Origin of the sequence: Streptomyces sp. NPDC051664, from assembly GCF_044453545.1 — a bacterium.
Classification (GTDB): domain Bacteria; phylum Actinomycetota; class Actinomycetes; order Streptomycetales; family Streptomycetaceae; genus Streptomyces.
In genome coordinates, this window is record NZ_JBITCU010000002.1 from 290,691 (window position 1) to 309,142 (window position 18,452).

An 18,452-nucleotide genomic window follows, 5' to 3' on the forward strand; every position below is an offset into this window, starting at 1 on the left:
CCTGATCATGCAAAGTCCTGGGGGACCATGCACAGCCGTACCCGCACCGGCGCAGCCGCCACCGGCGCCGCCGCGCTGCTCCTCGTCCTCACCGGCTGCGCCGACGAGCCCGCCAAGGCCGATCCGAAGGCTTGCAGGGCCGTCATGGAGAAGCGGTTCGTGGAGAACACCGCCGACGGCACCGTCCCGCCGGAGTGCAAGGGCATCGACAACAAGGTCCTGGCCGGTTTCGTCGAGGACATCTTCAACGCCCATGTCGGCGACGCGACGAGAGAGGCCACCAAGGACCTGGAGGACGAGCTGGGCGGTACGAAGGTGACGGTCGGCGACCCGCCCTCGCCCCGCCCCTGACCGCGCCACCCGGCATGATCGGAACGAGAGGACCTACGACGCCTCCAGGTGCGGCGCGTGGGTCCGGACCGCGGCCAGCACCTGCCGCTTGGACGGATTGACCATCGAGTGGCCGGCCACGGACACCGTCGGCACGGTCTCGTTCCCGTCGGCGACCGAGCGGACGAACGCCGCCGCCTCGGGATCCCGCCAGATGTTCACCTCGGTGTAGGTGAGGCGGCTGAACCGCAGCCGCAGCCGCAGCTTCATGCAGTACGGGCAGCCGGGCCGCCAGTAGACGACCATGCCGTCGTGGTCCTCGGCCATGCGGGTCCCCCGTTCGCGTAGGCGTGAGGTGGATCCTAACCGGCCCGGCCGGAGCCAGGGCGGGCGGCGCTGTCGGTGGTCGCCGATACGGTGGTTCCCGTCTTGTCCCGCTTGCCGGCTGGTCGCGATGACGCGGACCGCGCTCCGCCTGTTCAGCGCCGGGCGGGGCGTGCGGACGGCGCGTGCGGCGGCGCGCGGCCGGGTGCGTGCACCGGGTTCAGTCCTCGAACGACAGGCCGCGCGCCCTGTGGTGCGTATCCCGGCCGGGATGCGACCCTGAGTGGTATGAACATCCCTTTCTTGGACAACTGGCGTAAGCGTCACGACGGTACGCGCGGGGCGGGCCTCGCGGCCGCCGTCGAGGTCGACCCGGAGGGCGTCGCCGAGCTGCTCGCCGAGTGTGAGCTGCTGCGTGTCCGAGTGGGGCAGCGCGGACTGGAACTCGACGACACCCCGGCCTCGTTGACGGCGCTCGACCAGCTGCCGCCGCGCTGGCGCGACGACCCCGAGGAGCTGCCCTGGCTGGGCAACGACGCCGGGCTGTATCTCGGCACAGTCCTCGTGCGCAATGTCCCGGGCGCGGCCTGGCACATCTGGCCGAGCGGTCAGCCCGTGGTGCGGCTCGCCTCCGGGCGGGAGATCGATGTCGTCGAGGCGGGGCTCGACTGGGCGATGACCGGCAGCCCCGAGCTGTCGCAGGTGTACGCAGAGTCGGCCGAAGGATAGTTCACCACCAAAACCAAATAAAACGCCTTATGCCCTATTTATGCGTGTCGGGTGCGAAGTCCCTTTTCGGGATGGATAGTTTGCGCTGAACTCGACACAGCGATAAGTGGGTAGGGCAGCGTATGGCCGTCGATCCGTTGATCGAGCTGCGGGACGTCAATAAGTACTACGGAGCGTTGCACGTACTGCAGGACATCAATCTCACCGTCGGCCGCGGGGAAGTGGTGGTGGTCATCGGCCCCTCCGGCTCCGGCAAATCAACGCTCTGCCGGACCATCAACAGACTCGAGACGATCGAGTCGGGTCATATCGCGATCGACGGCAGACCCCTCCCGGAGGAGGGGAAGGGGCTCGCGCAGCTGCGCGCCGAAGTCGGCATGGTCTTCCAGTCGTTCAATCTCTTCGCGCACAAGACCGTGCTGGCCAACGTCTCGCTCGCCCAGCTCAAGGTCCGCAAACGCAAGAAGGACGAATCCGACGCGCGGTCCCGGGAGCTCCTGGAGCGGGTCGGGCTCGCCTCCCAGGCCGACAAGTATCCCGCCCAGCTCTCCGGCGGGCAGCAGCAGCGGGTGGCCATCGCCCGCGCCCTGGCCATGGACCCCAAGGCCCTCCTCTTCGACGAGCCGACCTCGGCGCTCGACCCGGAGATGATCAATGAGGTGCTCGAGGTCATGCAGCAGCTCGCCAGGGACGGCATGACCATGGTCGTCGTCACGCACGAGATGGGGTTCGCCAGATCCGCCGCCAATCGCGTGGTCTTCATGGCGGACGGCCGCATCGTCGAGGACCGTACCCCGGAGGCGTTCTTCACCGCCCCGGAGAGCGACCGCGCCAAGGACTTCCTGTCCAAGATCCTCAAGCACTGACGGGAGGCCCCCAGTTGCGTACGAGAAAAGTGCTGGCTGCCTGTGCGGGGCTCCTGCTGGCCGTCCTTGCGGTCGGCTGCGGCAAGGACGGCAGCCCTCCGGTGAAGGGGCCGAAGCCCGCGCAGCTGCCCGTGTACAAGGTCGACACCAGCTTCCGGCTGCCCGAGTCGAAAACCTGGACGAAGGCGAAGAAGCGCGGCTACCTCCGGGTCGGGGCCAAGGAGGACCAGCCGTACCTGGGGGAGAAGGACCCGGCCACCGGCCTCTACTCCGGTTTCGACATCGAGATCGCCAAGATGATGGCTGCCTCGCTCGGCTTCGACCCGAAGACGATCCGCTTCAAGACGATCGCCTCCGCCAACCGCGAGACCGCGCTGCAGAACGGCCAGATCGACTACTACGTCGGCACCTACACCATCAACGAGATGCGCAAGAAACTCGTCGGCTTCGCCGGGCCGTACTTCATGGCCGGGCAGTCGCTGCTCGTCCGCACGGACGAGCACGACATCAACGGCCCGCAGGACCTGGCCGGCAGGACGGTCTGCTCGGCGGCAGGCTCGACCCCGTACCAGCGGATCGCGGCCGACTACCCGAAGGCGATCCTCGTCGCCTACGACACGTACTCGATCTGTGTCGACAACCTGCTGACCTACCAGGTCGACGCCGTCACCACCGACGACGCCATCCTGCTGGGCTTCGCCGCCAAGGCACCCAAGGAGCTGAAGGTGGTCGGCAAGCCGTTCTCCGAGGAGCCGTACGGCATCGGGGTCCCACGCAGCGACAACGCGCTTCGGTTCGCACTCAACGACGCCCTTGAGGCCAACGAGAAGAACGGCAACTGGAAGAAGGCGTTCGAGGCCACCCTCGGCCTGTCCGGAGTGCCCGCACCGACTCCGCCGCCCATCGACCGCTACCCGGCGACCTGAGGGGACGGGCCCACACCATGGACGTACTGACAGAGAACTTCTCGACCTACGCCGAAGGCTTCCTCGGCACCCTCGAACTCACCGTCTTCGCCTCGATCCTGGCGCTGGTGCTCGGCTTCGTCATGGCCTCGTTCCGGGTGGCGCCCGTCGGCTCGCTCCGGGTGTTCGGCACCGTCTGGGTGATGGTGCTGCGCAACACCCCGCTGACCCTGCTCTTCTTCGCGGTCCTCCTCGGCCTGCCGCGCTTCGGCCTGGTTCTGCCGTTCAAGGTCTTCGCGGTCCTCGCGCTCGGCTGCTACACCTCCGCGTTCATCTGCGAGGCGCTGCGCTCCGGCATCAACACCGTGCCGCAGGGGCAGGGCGAGGCCGCCCGTAGCCTCGGTATGACCTTCGGACAGACACTGGGCTCCGTGGTGCTGCCGCAGGCGTTCCGCTCGGTGATCCCGCCGGTCGGCTCGACTCTCATCGCCCTCGCCAAGAACTCGGCGATCGCCGGCGCGTTCAGCGTCGTCGAGCTGCTCGGCACCTACAAGACCCTCAACGAGCTGGGCTACAACATCATCTGGACCTTCGTCTGGATCGCCGTCGGGTACCTGATCATCACCTTGTCCATCAGTGCGCTCTTCAACGTGATGGAGAAGCGCTGGGGAGTCGCCCGATGACCACCCACGCCCCCGAAGCCACCGCGCTCTACGACGTCCCGGGCCCGGTCACCCGCAAACGCCACAGGGTGTACGGGATCGTCTCCACGGTCCTGATCCTCGCCCTGGTCGGCTGGATCATCTATCTGCTCTTCGCCACCGAGCAGTTCACCAGCGCCAAGTGGACACCCTTCGAGTACAAGGGCATCCAGGAACTGCTGCTGCGCGGACTCGGCAACACGCTGAAGGCGTTCGCGTACGCCGCGGTGCTCTCGCTGGTACTCGGGGCGGTCCTGGCCGTCGGGCGGCTCTCCGAACACCGTGCGGTGCGCTGGCTCGCCACGCTCGTCGTCGAGTTCTTCCGGGCCATGCCCGTCCTGGTGATGATCTTCTTCATCTTCGTGGCGCTGAAGGTGCAGCCGCTGCCGGCGCTGGTCGCCGGACTGACCCTCTACAACGGATCGGTGCTCGCCGAGGTGTTCCGTACCGGCATCAACTCGGTGGACCGCGGCCAGCGCGAGGCCGCGTACGCCCTCGGCATGCGCAAGACACATGTGATGACCTTCGTGCTGGCCCCGCAGGCGGTGCGCGCCATGCTGCCCGCCATCATCAGCCAGCTGGTGGTGGCGCTCAAGGACACCTCGCTCGGATACTTGATCACGTACGAGGAATTCCTCCACGCCGGCAAACTCATCGCGTCCAACCTCGACTACGATCTTCCCTTCATCCCTGTGGTGATGGTGATCTCGCCGATCTACATCGGGATGTGCATGCTGCTCTCCTGGTTCGCCAACTGGGTGGCCAAGCGGGAGCGGCGCAACCCGAAGACCAAGGCCGTGGAGGTCGCACCGGCCGAACCAGGAACGCTGCTGCCATGAAGTGCAGTAGCCCAGACCGGCCGTACAGCGGTCTGGATGAGCGGTGCCCGCCCGGCAGCAGCCGGTGATCACTTCTCGCGCAACGGGACGGACAGGTACGAGGGGTCCGTGTCCGGCGAGGAGAAGGTCAGCTGTGAGCCGGCCGGGTTGTGCTCGATGTAGAGCGGGTCGACCGTGTCGACGACCAGGGCAAGGCGGTGACCGGCCGGAAGGTCGTAGGCCGTGGAGAACAGCTCCAGGTCCACGCCGAACAGCCGCCCCGGCGTCTGTCCGTGGAAGGTATAGGGGGCGTTACTGACCAGCTTGCCGAGGCCGAGCGGCCCCTCGTCGTAGAGATAGGCGACGAGGGTGCCGCTCTCCTTGTTGCTGGTGACCGTGGTGTGAAGCTTCGCGGTGCCGCGGATGTGCTGTGCGGAGTCGTACCGCTCGGACTGCCAGACACCCGCGAAGGTGCGCGGCAGCAGCGGGATCGAGGCGACCGGAGGCAGCTTCACGAACTGGTCGAGGGCGTTCGACAGCATGACGATGCCGCCGTCGGCGCCCGAGTCGACGTTCGCGTAGATCTTCTTCGTACCGCTCAGCGCGATCCGCTTCCGGTCGGCGCCGACCGACTTCCAGTCCGGGTAGCCCTCGTAGCCGCTGTCCGTACGGGACTTGAGCTGGACCGGCTGCTCCTGGTCGATGCCGTTGCGCTCGCCCTTGAGGTAGCGGTCGAACCAGCGGTGGGCATCGGTCCAGGTGTCGTTGGGCAGGCCGAGCAGACCGGTGGCTTCGGCGGTGGCGTGGTCGCCGGGGCGGAACTCCAGGCGCTTGGGGCCGCTGAGCTTCTCGTAGAACGAGGCGTACTGGTTGGGTGGGAAGATGGTGTCGCCCCACGCGTTGCCCATCATGACGGCGGCGCCGTTGGCATTGATCTCGTCCAGATACGTGGCGGGGGAGCGCTTCTTCCCCCAGGCGATCATGTCCGGTTCCTTCGCCAGGTTGGACCCGAGGAAGTCGGTGAGCGTCGTGTTCAGTTCGTCGCTCGGGCGGCCGGTGAGCAGGCCGGCCCCACCGAGCAGTGCGGCGGCCTGGAGGTGCTGGGTACGGCCGCTGTAGATGGAGTCGATGAGGTCGGCCCAACCGCTCAGTGCGACCACTGCCTTGATCCGCTTGTCGTGGCCGGCCGCGAGCAGACTGATACCCGCTCCGTACGACACGCCGCCCATGCCGATGCGCTGCGGGTCGGCGGGGGTGTGGGCGAGGGCCCAGTCGATGACGGCGGAGACATCGGCGATGTCCGGCGGACCGGCGACCTCGATCCTCCCGCCGGAGAGCCAGAAGCCGCGTGAGGTGTAACTGACCACCACGTAGCCGGAGTCGGCCAGCTGCTGTGCCTGCGCGAGATACTCGATCTGCGGTGTCGCCCAGCTGGAGGGCAGCACGATCAGCGGGTGCCTGTCGCCCGGCTCCGCACCGGCGGGGGTGAAGACATTGCCCTTGAGTGTGATCCCGCCGGAGCCGGGGATGTCGTAGAACTTCAGGCTCGGGGCCGACGCCGCCGTGGGTGCGGCGAGGGGCTGGGCGACGGCCGCCGGCGCCGCGCCGAGCGCGGCTCCGGCGATCAGGACGGCGGCGGTTCCGATGGATGCGGTGGTGCGCAGAGCCGGGTACGGACGTCCCACGGGTCACTCCTCACGCGTGTCGGTGCAAAGTGACCCGACGGTAACCCTGGTCGCTTACCGTTGGTAACTCCCCGGTAAGTTTCGTGAGCGTAACGATTGTTGGACGTGGTGTCAGCGGTGACGCGAAGTCAGGACGTCAGAGGCGTAAGAGGTCACATGGACTCGCGGATCAGTCGACGGCGCTCTTCGCCTGCCAGTCGGACCAGGACACATTCCACGCCCCGTAGCCGTTGCCCTCCGCGACCGTGCCCTTGGCGTCCGCGCCGGTGATCTCGAACGGGTCGCCGACCTGAGTCTTCCGGTACAGCTCCGCGGCGTTCGCGTCGCTCATCCCCACACAGCCGGAACTGTGGTTGGCGACCCCGAAGTACGCGGCGTTCCACGGCGCGGCATGGGCGTACATCCCCGACCAGGTCAGCCGCATCGACGAGTCGACCATCTTGTCGTACGCGTCGCCCAGGCCGACCGTCTCGGAGCGCATGTTGATCGTGCCCTCCTTCGCCATCAGTACGGCCGTGCCCCGCCAGGACGCCTTGTCCCCGCCGGGGGTGCCCGCCGACATGGGCACGTCCATGACCGTCTTCCCGTCCCGGCGCAACGCCAGCCGGTGCCGGTCGAGGTCGACCTTGACCACCTGGTTGCGGCCGATCGTGAAGGTCGTCGCGTAGTCGCGCACGAACCAGCCGCCGGCCGGGCCCGAGTCGATGCCGTTCAGATCGGCGTCGAGCGTGACGCGCGTACCGGACTTCCAGTACTCCTTGGGCCGCCAGTCGATCCTGTCCTTGCCGGAGTAGTCCTGCAGCCAGCCCCAGGACCCCTCGGTGTTGTTCGACGTGGTGACCTTCAGCCCTCTCTCGACCGCGGCCTTGTCCTTCACCGGGTTGTCGAACACGATCGACAGCGGCTGGGCGATGCCGACCGTGGTGTTCTTGCCGGGGGCGAGCGTCAGCTTGTTGACCTTTTCGGCCACAGCGGTAGAGAACCCCGCGCGGTCGGTGCCGCCTCCGGTGTCCGTGGCCTCGACGCTGTACTCGGTACCGGGTGCGGCGACCCGGTCCGACGTCCAGGTCCGGCCGTCGCCGGATATCCGGCCGGTGAGCGCGTCACCCTCGGCGGCGGTCACCTTGACCGTCCTCAGCTTCCCGTCGGCCAGCGTCACCGTCACCGGCTTGCCCGCGGCGGCTTTCGAGCCCTGGAGGTTCACCGTGATCCTGGTGTCCGGAGTCCTGGCGGACCCGGCACCGTCATCGGACCCGGAACCCGAATCCGATGCGGCGGCGCCCGAGCAGGCAGTGAGGGCGGCGCCGAGCACCGCCGTACCTGCGATCAGAGTCAGCCGGGCCGGGCGGGCGGGCGAGGTGGTGCGGCGTATGCGCCGGCTTGCAGAGATCAACGGAAAAACCTCCATGGCGGTGCTTCTCATCGGTGGAGAGGCATGTACTCGACCATAGGTTCCGCAATTACCTGGAAAACCATGGATTCCCTTGTGTGACACGGAATGCAGCACAACGGTCATCGTCCGGTCACATTCACCGCGCGGACCCGTCATAGGCCGCTGTGAACATCTTGTGCAGCCCCGCCGAGCCGTCGGCCGGGAGGAACCAGGGGAGGGTCACGGACATGTCAGCGCTGTTCGCGACCGGTGACCGCAGGGGTGAACAGGGGCTACGGATACGCAGTCTCACCGCTGCCGAGCACCGGGCATGTGTGACCGCGCGCGCCGGGGCGAGCTTTCTGCAGTATCCGTCCTGGGCCGGGGTCAAGGATCAATGGAAGTCGGAAATGGTCGGATGGGGCGGCGACAGCGGTGAATTGACCGGCAGCGCTCTCGTGCTCTACCGGCAATTCCCCGGCACCCGTAAATACTTTGCCTATCTGCCGGAAGGGCCGGTGGCCGACTGGGCCGATCCTGAAATCGACCGCTGGCTGGTGCCATTGATGGCGCATCTGCGAAAGGCCGGTGCCTTCGCCGTACGGATCGGCCCGTCACCGGTCTACCGCCGCTGGGACACCGCCCGGCTCAAGGCGGCCACCGGGCCCCGCCGGAAGGTCGGCGACGTCCTGGCCACCGAGGTGGACCCGCTCGGCACCGCTGTCGCCGAACGGCTCCGGGCACGCGGCTGGCGCCGGTGCGGCGGGGACGGGGACGCCGGGAGCGACGCCGACGCCCAGCCGCGCCATGTCTTCCAGGTGCCGCTCGCCGGCCGTACCCCCGACGACCTGTGGGCGGGCCTCAACCAGGAGTGGCGCCGCAACGTCCGCAAGGCCCGGAAGTGCGGCGTCCGGATCGTCGTCGGCGGTGCCGCCGAACTGCCCGAGTTCCACCGGCTGCTGCGGATCACCGAGGAGCGGGACGGCTTCCGTCTCGGTCGCTCCCTCGCCTACTACCAGCAGCAGTACGCCGTGCTCAACGCTGAACAGCCCGGCCGGATGCAGCTCTACCTCGCCGTCCACGAGGGCGAGATCCTTGCCGCACACACCATGATCAGCACCGGGCGGCGGGTCTGGTACCAGACGGGCGCGTCCGCCGACCACCGTCGTGAGGTCCGCCCCAGCAACGCTCTCCAGCGGCAGATGATGCTCGATGCACTGGCTCTCGGCGCCGAGGTGTACGACATGCGCGGGGTACCCTCCACCCTCGACCCCGACGACCGCGCCTTCGGACTGCTGCGCTGGAAACTCGGCACCGGCGGACAGGTCGTCGAGACCCTCGGAGAGTGGGAGACATCGGTGGGCGGAGCCGCCAACAACACGCTGTACCGCGCGTTCCAGGCGTACTTGGCGCGCCGGTGACCGCCGCCGAGGCGACCGGAGAGGTCGCAGAGGACGAGCAGCGGAAGGCGACGGACAGGTCGGGGCCGGTGCTGCGCAGCGGCGCCGTCATGGCAGCCGGCTCGGTCGTCTCGCGGGCCACCGGGTTCATACGCTCGGCGGTCGTCGTCGCCGCGCTCGGCACCGGACTCCAGGCCGACGGGTACGCGGTCGCCAACACCGTCCCCAACATCCTCTACATGCTCCTCATCGGCGGTGCCCTCAACGCGGTGTTCGTCCCCGAACTGGTGCGGGCCGCCAAGGAACACGCCGACGGCGGCGCCGCGTACACCGACCGGCTGCTCACCGCCTGCGCGGTCGGCCTCGTCGCCCTCACCGGACTCGCTGTCGCCGGCGCCCCGCTGATCGTCGCTGTCTACACCCCGTACTCGGGCGAGCGGGCGGAGCTCACGATCGCGCTGGCCCGCTACTGTCTGCCGCAGATCCTCTTCTACGGGCTGTTCACGCTCCTCGGTCAAGTACTGAATGCCCGCAACCGGTTCGGCGCGATGATGTGGACCCCGGTCCTCAACAACCTTGTGATCATTGCGGTGTTCGGGCTGTATCTGGGCGTTGCGGCAGGCTCCGAGGGCACGCTGACCACCGCACACGCCCAGTTGCTGGGGTGGGGGACGACGGCCGGGATCGCCGTGCAGACGCTGGCCCTGGTGCCCGCGCTGCGGGCCGCGAAGTTCCGCTGGCGGCCCCGGTTCGACTGGCGGGGGAGCGGCCTCACCCGTCCGCTGCGGTCGGCCGGCTGGCTCGTGATGCTGGTACTGACGAACCAGGTCGCCTACTGGGTGGTGACCCGGCTCTCCACCCTCACCGGGCAGCATGCCGTGGAGCAGGGCGTGGCAGGTGGCGTGGGCTATACCGCGTACAGCTACGCCTACCAGCTGTGGGTGGTGCCGCAGGGCATCGTGACCGTCTCGCTCGTCACCGCGCTGATGCCGCGGATGAGCCGGGCGGCGGCCGAGGGAGATCTCGCCGGGGTGCGTCGCGATGTCTCCTACGCGCTGCGGACGACGGCCGCGGTGGTGGTGCCCGCTGCGGGTGCGCTGTTCGCGCTCGCGCCGTGGGTGATGGGGGCCGTGTTCGGCTACGGACGCACCGGCGCCGCCGACATCACGGTGATGGCCGGGATGATGATGGCATTCGCGCCGGGACTGATTGCGTTCTCCGGGCAGTACGTGCTGTCCCGGGGGTTCTACGCGATGGGCGACACCCGTACGCCGTTCCTTCTGAACCTGGTGATCGCGGCGTTCAACGCGGGGCTGTCCGGTGTGGCGTATCTGATGCTGCCCGCGCGGTGGGCGGTGACGGGGATGGCCGCGGCGTACTCGGTGGCGCTCTTCGCGGGGTTCGCGGTCACCGCGTATGTGCTGCATCGCAGGGTGTCGGGCGGAACCGGCGAGCGGCGGCCTGCGCTGTGGAGGTCGCCCGGACTGTGGGCGCATGCGCGGCTGGTGGTGGCGTGTGTACCCGCGGGGGCGCTCGGTTACGGGGCGGCTCGCGCATGCGACGGGTCCGGAGACGTGGTGGCAGCGGCGGCGGGGGTGTTGGTGCTTCTGGGGGTGGTGGGGGCGTTGGCCCGGCCGCTGCGGCTCGCCGAGGTCAGTGCCGTGCTGGCTGCGGGACGGGGCCGGCTGCGGCGTTAGCGGGCGCCGGGGCCGTCCGGTGGCCGTTCTGTCCTTGATGGTGCCGGACGGCTCGGCTGTGCCGGTCGGCTTGATCGTGATCGTGGGGATACTGGTGCCATGCCGCGTGTGCTGTTGATCGAAGACGACCCGTCCGTACGGGAAGGGGTCGAGCTCGGGCTGCGAAGGCGCGGTCATGAGCTCCGGGCCGTGGAGACCGGCGAGGCGGGACTCGGCGCGCTGGCGGAGTTCCGGCCCGATATCGTCCTCCTCGACCTGATGCTGCCCGGCATGAACGGCGTCCAGGTCTGCCGTCGCATACGGGAGTCCAGCCAGCTGCCGATCATCATGCTGACCGCCCGCGGAGACGACTTCGATGTGGTCGTCGGGCTGGAGGCCGGCGCGGACGACTACATCGTCAAGCCGGCCCGCACCGAAGTGATCGAGGCCAGGATCCGGGCCGTGCTGCGACGGCTCGCCGAACCCGCCGGGCGCAGCGGCATCGAGTTCCACGGCGAACTGGCCGTGGACCGTGCCGGGTTGTCCGTCGCCAAGGCGGGGGAGCGGATCCTGCTCGCCCCGTCCGAACTGAAGCTGCTGCTGCATCTGTCGGCCTCTCCCGAGCAGGTCTTCAGCAGACAGCAGCTCCTCGAGTACGTCTGGGAGCACAGTTACCACGGCGACGCGCGACTGGTCGACGCGTGCGTACGGCGGTTGCGGCAGAAGATCGAGGATGTGGCGGGCAGCCCCCGGTACATCCAGACCGTCCGCGGTTTCGGCTACCGGTTCGGGCCACTGGTATGAGGTTTCTCGGCGCCCGGTTCGGTCTGCGGACCCGTCTCATATCGGCATTTCTTCTGGTCGCGGCGATCAGCGCGCTCACCACTGCGACACTGACCTACCGCGAGGCCCGGTCCGCGATCCTTCAGCAGGCACAGGACACCGCGGTCGCCCAGTTCCGCGACCGGGTCACCGCGCAGGCGGTCAGCCTCCCGCTGGACGCGGACCAGTTGCGGCGGATATGCGAGACCCTCGCCCGGGAAGGCAAGCCGCACACCTGGATCGTCTTCGCCGAATATGCGGACCTGCGGGTCTCGTCGTCGGACCGGTCCACCTCGAACGTGATCACACCCGCACTGCGCACCGCCGCCCGCACCACCACGCACGCCTCGTTCCAGCGGGTCGTCAAGAACGACGGGCCCTGGCTGACGATCGGGATGCCCGCCGTGTTCGACCGCGGCTACGGCGCGCAGCGCACCGGGCTCGTCCTCTTCGCGGTGATGCCGCTCCACCCGGAGGAGGCCAATGTCAGCGCCATGGTCACCGCGGCCCGCGACGGCGCCCTGCCCGCGCTCCTGATCGCCCTGGTGCCGGCCCTGCTGGCCGCCCGCAGCGTGCTGCGCCCGGTCCGTGACCTGCGCCGGGCCGCCGCCGGAATCGGACGGGGCGAGCTCGACACCCGTATCGAGGTGAAGGGATCCGACGAACTCGCCGAACTGGCCTGGACGTTCAACGAATCGTCCACCAAGCTCCAGCAGTCCGTGGAGGAGCTCCGACGGGCGGAGGCGCGGGCCCGGCGCTTCGCCTCCGACGTCTCGCACGAACTGCGTACACCGCTCGCCGGGATGCTCGCCGTCACCGAAGTCCTCGACGAGGAAGCCGCCCATCTGAACGCCGACACCGCGGCGGCCGTCCGGCTGATCAGCGCGGAGACCGGGAAGCTGGCCGCGCTCGTCGACGACCTGATGGAGATCTCCCGCTTCGACGCGAAGGCTGCGGGCCTCCACCTCGACGAGGTCGACGTCGCCGAGACGATCCGCAAGACCCTGCAGGCCAGGCACTGGGAGGGGCAGGTCACCACCGAACTTCCGGAGGGGGTGAGAGCGGTGCTCGACCCGCCCCGCTTCGATGTGATCGTCGCCAACCTGGTCGGCAATGCGCTGCGGCACGGGGCACAGCCCGTCCGGGTGCTGCTGCGGACCGAGCGGCGGGGCGGGGAGGAGTGGCTGGTGACGGAGGTCGAGGACAGCGGTCCCGGGATCGCCCCGACCGTCCTGCCGCACGTCTTCGACCGGTTCTACAAGGCCGACCAGGCGCGGACCCGGTCGGCGGGCAGCGGGCTCGGTCTGGCGATCACGCAGGAGAACGTACGGTTGCACGGCGGCACGGTCCACGGCGCCAACAGGCCGGTTGGCGGTGCCGTGTTCACGGTCGAGCTTCCGTTGGAGGGAGCATGAGGCGGGGGTGGGTCCTCGGGGCACTGCTGCCCTTCGTGCTGCTGGCCACCGGGTGCGGCATCCGGTCCACGGACGTGGTCGAGGTCGGCGATGCGGCAACCGTGCAGGTGGCCCCCGCCCGGGCGGGCACGGTGCTGTACTTCATCTCGCCGGCGCCCCGGGGCGGAGTGCTACCCGTCGTACGGCAGGTCGACATCCCGGGGGACAAGACATCCGCGGGAACGGGGGAGGGGGCGCAGGGCTGGGGCAAGGAGATCGCCATGCTGTTCAACGGTCCTTCCCCGGCGGAGAAGAAGGCCGGCCTGCGGACCGAACTTCCTATGATCAATGGCGAGGTGAGCGTGCGCACGGATCGGGAAGGAGTGCGGGTCCGGCTCGAGTCCGCCGTCAACCAACTCTCCGAACTGGCCCGGCAGCAGCTGATCTGTACGGTCGCGCACGCGCGCGGCGTCGAGCAGGGCATGGCAGTGACGGTGTCCGGAACCGATGGGTCCGTCGGGCCGGCCCGCTGTTCGGACTGATCGTCGGGCCGCCCCCTGGTCGGGCCCGGGAGGAGGAAGGCCGGACGGGCCCGGCCCGGCCCGGCCCGGGCCCGCGGGCGGATCAGCTCGACGCGCGGTGCGAAGTGCGCTGTGCGGGTACGGGCGTCTGCGCGGCCCGCGTCACATCGGCGACCAACTCCACCACATCGGGGCCGTACGCCTGCGAGTTGACCACCTTGAGCAGCAGGCAGAACGTATTGTTCCCGTTCTTGCGGGACAGCTTCTCGTAGTTGCGGGCCAGATAGCGGGACGCCGCCTGGTTGGTGATCGCCTGCTGTCCGCAGAACAGGAAGACCGGGCGGGCATCCTGACCAGCCGTCAGCCTGGCGAGCAGGACGTGCTCGGCGATGCCCTTCTCCGCCCGGTAGCGCTCCGTTCCGATCTGGAAGGCACCACTGTCCGGGCCCGGCTCCGGCTCGGTGTTCACCTTCACGCCGGGCAGCAGGGAATGCAGATGGGCGGCCATCCGGCGGTTCGGACACATTCCAAGAGTCCCACCTTGAAATCAGGTTCATGACATCCTCCTGAACTGCGAAAACGCAAGGCTCCCGCTTCGGTGGGCGCCTTCGTCATGGAACGGAGGCGCCAGAAGCAACGGCAACTTGTACTCGTCGGTGCGTACGCGTTCCGTTCCGCGCTGGAAGGGTTGGGTGAGGGTCGGTGCCAGTTCCGGTGGGAGCCGACGGCCCTTGTTCTCGACCCGCAGCACGCTCGTGTCCGTGCGCCTCGGTGTGGACCGTCACGGTGCCGTCGGCGGGGAGGTTGTGGACGATGGCGTTCTGGACGAGGTTCGTCACCATCCGCAGCAGAAGCTCCGCGGAGCCGCTGGTCCAAGCCGCCCCGCCGGGGACGTCGAGCGTGATCCGGCGCTGTTCGGCGAGGGGAAGCAGCGTCTCCTTTAGGGAGGGCTTCGAGCAGTAGGAACTCCCGTATTGCCGCAGTGCGGCGGCCACTACCCGCCTCACAGCCACCGAGGCGAGAGGATGAGGACATGCTCACCCCCCAAGGGATCGCGTTTGCCACCCCGGCCGACCTCGGCGACCTAACGAACTACCGCCGCTTCTGCCGGGCCGCCGGCCTCAACCCTGTACCCGACGGCTACGGCCTCCTCCTCGTCACCGACGAGTGGGGCAACAAGAAGACGCTCGTCAGCGGTGACGTCGAATACGTGCGGGCGATCGTCGGGGCCACACCCGAAGCTCTCAGTGGACTGGAACTCCCCCAGGACAAGTTTCTCGTCCGCGACGGTTGGCCCGACAGCTGGGCCTGACCCTGTAGCTACACCGGCCGCACAGCCGCTGACGAGAGGCTGCCTCTCCGGCGCTTCATGGCTGCGGCGCCGCTCAGGCCAATTCGTTGGTGGTTGCGGCGGCGGGGAAGAGGCGCTGGACGGCGGCGACGACGACGGCGGCGTGGCGGGCCGCCAGGGGGGTGCCGCGGAGCTGGTCGCCGGCCGCGTCTACGAGATCGAGCTGTCCGGCCCTGGCCATGGCGATCTGGTTGACGAGGACGAGGATGTCGATGGGGTCCCAGGCGGTGTCCAGTTGGCCGTCTTCCTGGGCTTTGCACAGCAGCTTGGGGCCCTTGCTCTCAGGGCGCCCACGGCATCTCACACCCGGCATCGTTCCGAAGATCCAAACGAAAGGCCTTAGCGCCGCCGGTCTCGGTTCCCGGGGGCTGAAGTAGTCCGCACGAGGCGAGATTCCGTGATCTGCACGATGTTGAAGTTGATCAAAGCCATGTCGCCTGCCGCAGAATCCACCGTCGGTTTCTGATCTCACCGTCCATGCCCGGCGCCGGCCTGGACCGTAGAGAGCGGCGGACCTTGCCGTACCGCCGGATGGCCTACGTGGGTTTTGGCCAGGGGAATGTGGGTTGGTTGAGTGGATGAGTCGTCCGGTCCACGGAACCGAACCCTCACCCCGGCCGCGGCCGCACGGCGCGACTCCGCCCCCCACACTCGGGAGGGGGGCGGACTCAGGCTGGGTGCGAACTCGCCCCCGAGCACTCCGCCCCCTGTCTCCGGCCACGGCTACGGCTGGGACGGGGTGGTGGGGCTCGTTCACCATGGGGCAGGCCACAGGTTCGGCCCGCTTCCACGCCAGTCGATCATCCCGGAAAGGATCACGTCTTCCTCGGTGACGTTGTCCATCCGCCGAAGGCAGCGCCGACGAGTACGCGGCGATCCCCGGCGCCCACTACCTGATCATCGAGCACGACGGCACCTACCGCGACATCCTGGAGCAGATCCGGGCCGTGTTCCTCGAAGCCCGGCGGGCCGCGGCCGCCGGCGAGACGCCGGTGGTGCTGTCCGTCGACTCGGGCACCGCGCTGTGGCGGATGCTCAAGACCTGGACCAACGAGCGGGCCCGGCGCAGCAGGAACAATGCGCAGCTCCTGCAGGAGAACCCGATTACTCAGACACCGGCGCCGGCTGCGCGGTCACCAGTACCTGGCCGACTTCGCCAAGGCCCGTCCGTTCAATCCCTTGGAGCGGCTGATGTATTCGGCGGCAGCGCGCGATGAGTCGGTGGCGCGACACATGCATCTGAGGGTCATGACCGGCTCCCCTCCCACTCCGCTCCCTCTCGGAAGCACCCGCGGAAAGGAAGACTGAACCGCTCCGGGGTTCTGTGGAGACTTGATTCCATCAGGCCATGGCACGTCCGTTGAGGACTCCGTTGAGCTGCGCCGCTGTGCGTTGCGGATGGCGGAGGAGCGTGAGTACGACACCGAGTGGGCCGCGATGGTTCTGTTCACGAGTTCCGGTTCTGGCTCACTTTGCGTGGAGGGCTGACTGGCTGTGATGTCAGGGGTGTGTGGTGGGATGGCCGGACTCTGCTGCCGTGACCTGCTGGGCCCGTCTACTCGTCTCTGCCCTCAAGCTGTCGAGGGACCAGCAGAACGAATTGATCGACCTGCTCGGGAAGATGGCGGAAGCCGAGTCCGACCCCGCTCGGCGGGAGTTCCCGGAAGGCTTCGGTTCCTTGATGATGCGGTCTGACCCGCGCTTCAGGAGGAGAGTAGGACGCGCTTGCCAACGGCGCGACCACCACGACGACAGCTTTCACCACCTCCGGCCGGGCGATCAGGTGGTTCGCCTGACGGTCTCCCTGTCACCGCCTGCGCGGCGAGAGAGTTACGGGCCAGGCCGCCGGCGACGGCGGCGAACGCGCCATGGTTCGCCCTATGGCACGGGATGGCTCGGGCCGCGCTGTAACGTCTCCGCGTTCACCTGGGTGGTTGTGTCGCGCGAACGGGCCACCGGGGTCGCGAACGGCTTGGACCGCGTGCTCCCTGGTAGCGAGCTACGTGCGATGTAGAGGTCCCAGGAGTGGAGCTGTGATGCGGTCCCGATCGAAGCTGTCCGAACTCGCCACTGCCGTCGTTGCCGCCATCGCCCTCCTGGTCGGTGGCTGCGCCGGCGAGCGGTCGCCGGACCGGGAACCAGCGCAGGCGCAGGCAGTGCCCGTCCCCTCGCAGTCGCCGGCGATCGCGCAGGGCGCCCCGCTGGAGGAGCCGGCACAGATGGTGAGCCGCAACGGTGTCCTTCGGGTGGAACTCGTCGTGGAGAGGCGAAAGGTGGAGGTGGGCGGCCGCAAACTGTGGGCCCTCACATACAACGGCAGTTACATGCCCCCCACGCTGCGGATCCGGCCGGGGGACAAGCTGGACCTGGCGATGAAGAACTCGCTGGACGAGTTCACCAATCTGCATGTTCACGGACTTCATGTGTCGCCGAGCGGCAACTCCGACAACGTCTTCATCCACATCAATCCCGGCGAGACGTTCCACTACGCCTACCAATTCCCGAAGAACCTCGCCCCCGGCACTTACTGGTACCACTCACATGCGCACACGATGTCCGCGCCGCAGGTCGCCGGGGGCATGTCGGGTGTCCTCATCGTCGACGGACTGCAGCAGTACCTGCCGACGGGCCTGCGCCACATCACCGAGCACGTCATCGGGCTCAAGGACTTCCAGGTCGAGGGCGATGCGGTCAGGACCAAGGGCCTGCACATCGGCGCACCCACCAACCGCACGGTCAACGGTCAGCTGAACCCGACCATCCGCATCCGGCCGGGCGAGACCCAGTTGTGGCGGCTGGCCAACATCAGCGCCAACATCTACTACAAGCTCCGCCTGCAAGGTCAGCGGTTCCGTGTGATCGCCCACGACGCCAACCCAGTTGACCGGATCTGGACGGCCGACTCGCTTCTCCTCGCGGCGGGCGCCCGTTTCGACGTGCTCGTGCAAGGCGGTCCGGTCGGCCGTACCCAGCTGCAGACGCTCGCCTACAACACAGGGCCGGCCGGCAACAAGTTCCCGCAGTCCACCCTGGCAACCCTGGTGACCGAAGGGCCTTCCGCGCACGCGGCAGCCCTGCCCACGTCGCCCTTCGCACCGACCGACGACCTGAGCCACGCGGCGATCGCCGCACGGCGCACCCTCGTGTTCTCCGAGAACAAGGACGGCACCGAGTTCTACATCAACGGCAAGCAGTTCGACCCGAACCGGGTGGACGTCCGGTCCAAGCTGAACACGGTCGAGGAGTGGACCGTGCGCAACGACAGCGACGAGGAACACTCGTTCCATGTGCACGTCGATGATTTCCAGTTGATGAGCGTCAACGGCCTTCCTCACCATGGTCACGGCTTGCAGGACACGGCGAGCGTGCCCGCCAAGGGGCGGCTTGTCATCCGGATCCATTTCACGAACTACACCGGCAAGACCGTCTTCCACTGCCACATCCTCAATCACGAGGACGCAGGCATGATGGCGGTGCTCGAGATCGTCAAATAGCGTGCAGGTGACACGCAACACCAGGGCGGAGCGCCACCATCGACGCCGACGCCGGAGGGACGAA

Annotated in this window: 17 protein-coding genes and 1 pseudogene; 13 read left to right on the forward strand and 5 right to left on the reverse strand. The window is 68.3% G+C overall.

Going from position 1 to position 18,452, the window contains the following annotated elements; all coding sequences use genetic code 11:
- Positions 1 to 27: 27 nt before the first annotated feature.
- Positions 28 to 351: a hypothetical protein gene (locus ACIA8E_RS04590; protein ID WP_399294455.1), complete on the forward strand. Its 324-nt coding sequence runs from the start codon at positions 28 to 30 to the stop codon at positions 349 to 351.
- 33 nt (positions 352 to 384) lie between these two features.
- Here the strand turns inward: ACIA8E_RS04590 and ACIA8E_RS04595 are convergent, their stop codons facing one another.
- Positions 385 to 657, reverse strand: a complete 273-nt coding sequence (locus ACIA8E_RS04595; RefSeq protein WP_030916780.1) for a mycoredoxin — start codon at positions 655 to 657, stop codon at positions 385 to 387.
- Between the two features lie 285 nt (positions 658 to 942).
- Between ACIA8E_RS04595 and ACIA8E_RS04600 the strand changes: the two genes are divergently transcribed.
- From ACIA8E_RS04600 to ACIA8E_RS04620, 5 genes are all read left to right on the forward strand, one after another.
- A complete protein-coding gene (locus ACIA8E_RS04600; protein ID WP_030978075.1) occupies positions 943 to 1,383 on the forward strand; it encodes a DUF6278 family protein in 441 nt (146 codons plus the stop codon).
- 122 nt (positions 1,384 to 1,505) lie between these two features.
- Entirely contained in the window at positions 1,506 to 2,249 is a 744-nt protein-coding gene (locus tag ACIA8E_RS04605; protein ID WP_399294459.1) for an amino acid ABC transporter ATP-binding protein, read from the forward strand.
- Between the two features lie 14 nt (positions 2,250 to 2,263).
- Positions 2,264 to 3,175: a glutamate ABC transporter substrate-binding protein gene (locus ACIA8E_RS04610; RefSeq protein WP_399294462.1), complete on the forward strand. Its 912-nt coding sequence runs from the start codon at positions 2,264 to 2,266 to the stop codon at positions 3,173 to 3,175.
- Between the two features lie 17 nt (positions 3,176 to 3,192).
- Positions 3,193 to 3,837, forward strand: coding sequence for an amino acid ABC transporter permease (locus ACIA8E_RS04615; protein ID WP_352305086.1), 645 nt, complete (start codon positions 3,193 to 3,195; stop codon positions 3,835 to 3,837).
- Positions 3,834 to 4,694, forward strand: a complete 861-nt coding sequence (locus tag ACIA8E_RS04620; RefSeq protein WP_399294465.1) for an amino acid ABC transporter permease — start codon at positions 3,834 to 3,836, stop codon at positions 4,692 to 4,694. Before ACIA8E_RS04615 ends, ACIA8E_RS04620 begins: the two co-directional genes overlap by 4 nt.
- Before the next feature lie 68 nt (positions 4,695 to 4,762).
- On the opposite strand, the gene ACIA8E_RS04625 is transcribed toward ACIA8E_RS04620, so the two are convergent.
- Together ACIA8E_RS04625 and ACIA8E_RS04630 are read right to left on the reverse strand one after the other, a co-directional pair.
- Positions 4,763 to 6,358, reverse strand: coding sequence for an alpha/beta fold hydrolase (locus ACIA8E_RS04625; protein WP_399294467.1), 1,596 nt, complete (start codon positions 6,356 to 6,358; stop codon positions 4,763 to 4,765).
- 169 nt (positions 6,359 to 6,527) lie between these two features.
- Positions 6,528 to 7,751 carry an Ig-like domain-containing protein gene (locus tag ACIA8E_RS04630; protein ID WP_399294470.1) on the reverse strand — a complete coding sequence of 408 codons (1,224 nt, stop codon included), beginning with the start codon at positions 7,749 to 7,751 and terminating at the stop codon, positions 6,528 to 6,530.
- 227 nt (positions 7,752 to 7,978) lie between these two features.
- Between ACIA8E_RS04630 and ACIA8E_RS04635 the strand changes: the two genes are divergently transcribed.
- The 5 genes from ACIA8E_RS04635 (at position 7,979) to ACIA8E_RS04655 (ending at position 13,564) form a co-directional block, all read left to right on the forward strand.
- The gene (locus ACIA8E_RS04635) at positions 7,979 to 9,151 is read left to right on the forward strand and encodes a lipid II:glycine glycyltransferase FemX (protein WP_399294473.1); all 1,173 of its coding nucleotides are present in this window, start codon (positions 7,979 to 7,981) and stop codon (positions 9,149 to 9,151) included.
- On the forward strand, positions 9,148 to 10,827 hold the full coding sequence (murJ, locus tag ACIA8E_RS04640) for a murein biosynthesis integral membrane protein MurJ (RefSeq protein WP_399294476.1): 1,680 nt from the start codon (positions 9,148 to 9,150) through the stop codon (positions 10,825 to 10,827). The genes ACIA8E_RS04635 and murJ overlap by 4 nt, the downstream gene beginning before the upstream one ends.
- 99 nt (positions 10,828 to 10,926) lie before the next feature.
- Complete coding sequence (locus ACIA8E_RS04645) at positions 10,927 to 11,610, forward strand: response regulator transcription factor (protein WP_327127467.1); 684 nt, start codon at positions 10,927 to 10,929, stop codon at positions 11,608 to 11,610.
- Complete coding sequence (locus tag ACIA8E_RS04650) at positions 11,607 to 13,043, forward strand: ATP-binding protein (RefSeq protein ID WP_399294479.1); 1,437 nt, start codon at positions 11,607 to 11,609, stop codon at positions 13,041 to 13,043. Before ACIA8E_RS04645 ends, ACIA8E_RS04650 begins: the two co-directional genes overlap by 4 nt.
- A complete protein-coding gene (locus ACIA8E_RS04655; RefSeq protein ID WP_399294482.1) occupies positions 13,040 to 13,564 on the forward strand; it encodes a hypothetical protein in 525 nt (174 codons plus the stop codon). Before ACIA8E_RS04650 ends, ACIA8E_RS04655 begins: the two co-directional genes overlap by 4 nt.
- A gap of 82 nt (positions 13,565 to 13,646) precedes the next feature.
- Here ACIA8E_RS04655 and ACIA8E_RS04660 read toward each other — a convergent pair.
- A pseudogene (locus ACIA8E_RS04660) lies at positions 13,647 to 14,072 on the reverse strand (hypothetical protein); the annotation flags it as partial.
- A 504-nt stretch (positions 14,073 to 14,576) separates the two neighbouring features.
- Between ACIA8E_RS04660 and ACIA8E_RS04665 the strand changes: the two are divergent.
- Positions 14,577 to 14,855 (forward strand): hypothetical protein, encoded by a 279-nt coding sequence (locus tag ACIA8E_RS04665; protein WP_399294485.1) that lies wholly within the window; start codon positions 14,577 to 14,579, stop codon positions 14,853 to 14,855.
- Between the two features lie 73 nt (positions 14,856 to 14,928).
- Here the strand turns inward: ACIA8E_RS04665 and ACIA8E_RS04670 are convergent, their stop codons facing one another.
- On the reverse strand, positions 14,929 to 15,198 hold the full coding sequence (locus ACIA8E_RS04670) for a hypothetical protein (protein ID WP_399294488.1): 270 nt from the start codon (positions 15,196 to 15,198) through the stop codon (positions 14,929 to 14,931).
- A gap of 1,732 nt (positions 15,199 to 16,930) precedes the next feature.
- Here ACIA8E_RS04670 and ACIA8E_RS04675 point away from each other — a divergent pair.
- Positions 16,931 to 18,388 carry a multicopper oxidase family protein gene (locus tag ACIA8E_RS04675; RefSeq protein WP_399294491.1) on the forward strand — a complete coding sequence of 486 codons (1,458 nt, stop codon included), beginning with the start codon at positions 16,931 to 16,933 and terminating at the stop codon, positions 18,386 to 18,388.
- The last annotated feature ends 64 nt before the right edge of the window (positions 18,389 to 18,452 follow it).

Bases quoted from the DNA above. Each gene is read 5' to 3' on its own strand.
- ACIA8E_RS04650 (WP_399294479.1), top strand. From the start codon at position 11,607: ATGAGGTTTCTCGGCGCCCGGTTCGGTCTGCGGACCCGTCTCATATCG.
- ACIA8E_RS04620 (WP_399294465.1), top strand. From the start codon at position 3,834: ATGACCACCCACGCCCCCGAAGCCACCGCGCTCTACGACGTCCCGGGC.
- ACIA8E_RS04665 (WP_399294485.1), top strand. From the start codon at position 14,577: ATGCTCACCCCCCAAGGGATCGCGTTTGCCACCCCGGCCGACCTCGGC.
- ACIA8E_RS04675 (WP_399294491.1), top strand. From the start codon at position 16,931: ATGCGGTCCCGATCGAAGCTGTCCGAACTCGCCACTGCCGTCGTTGCC.
- ACIA8E_RS04590 (WP_399294455.1), top strand. From the start codon at position 28: ATGCACAGCCGTACCCGCACCGGCGCAGCCGCCACCGGCGCCGCCGCG.
- ACIA8E_RS04595 (WP_030916780.1), bottom strand. From the start codon at position 657: ATGGCCGAGGACCACGACGGCATGGTCGTCTACTGGCGGCCCGGCTGC.
- ACIA8E_RS04605 (WP_399294459.1), top strand. From the start codon at position 1,506: ATGGCCGTCGATCCGTTGATCGAGCTGCGGGACGTCAATAAGTACTAC.
- ACIA8E_RS04600 (WP_030978075.1), top strand. From the start codon at position 943: ATGAACATCCCTTTCTTGGACAACTGGCGTAAGCGTCACGACGGTACG.
- ACIA8E_RS04655 (WP_399294482.1), top strand. From the start codon at position 13,040: ATGAGGCGGGGGTGGGTCCTCGGGGCACTGCTGCCCTTCGTGCTGCTG.
- ACIA8E_RS04635 (WP_399294473.1), top strand. From the start codon at position 7,979: ATGTCAGCGCTGTTCGCGACCGGTGACCGCAGGGGTGAACAGGGGCTA.
- ACIA8E_RS04645 (WP_327127467.1), top strand. From the start codon at position 10,927: ATGCCGCGTGTGCTGTTGATCGAAGACGACCCGTCCGTACGGGAAGGG.
- ACIA8E_RS04615 (WP_352305086.1), top strand. From the start codon at position 3,193: ATGGACGTACTGACAGAGAACTTCTCGACCTACGCCGAAGGCTTCCTC.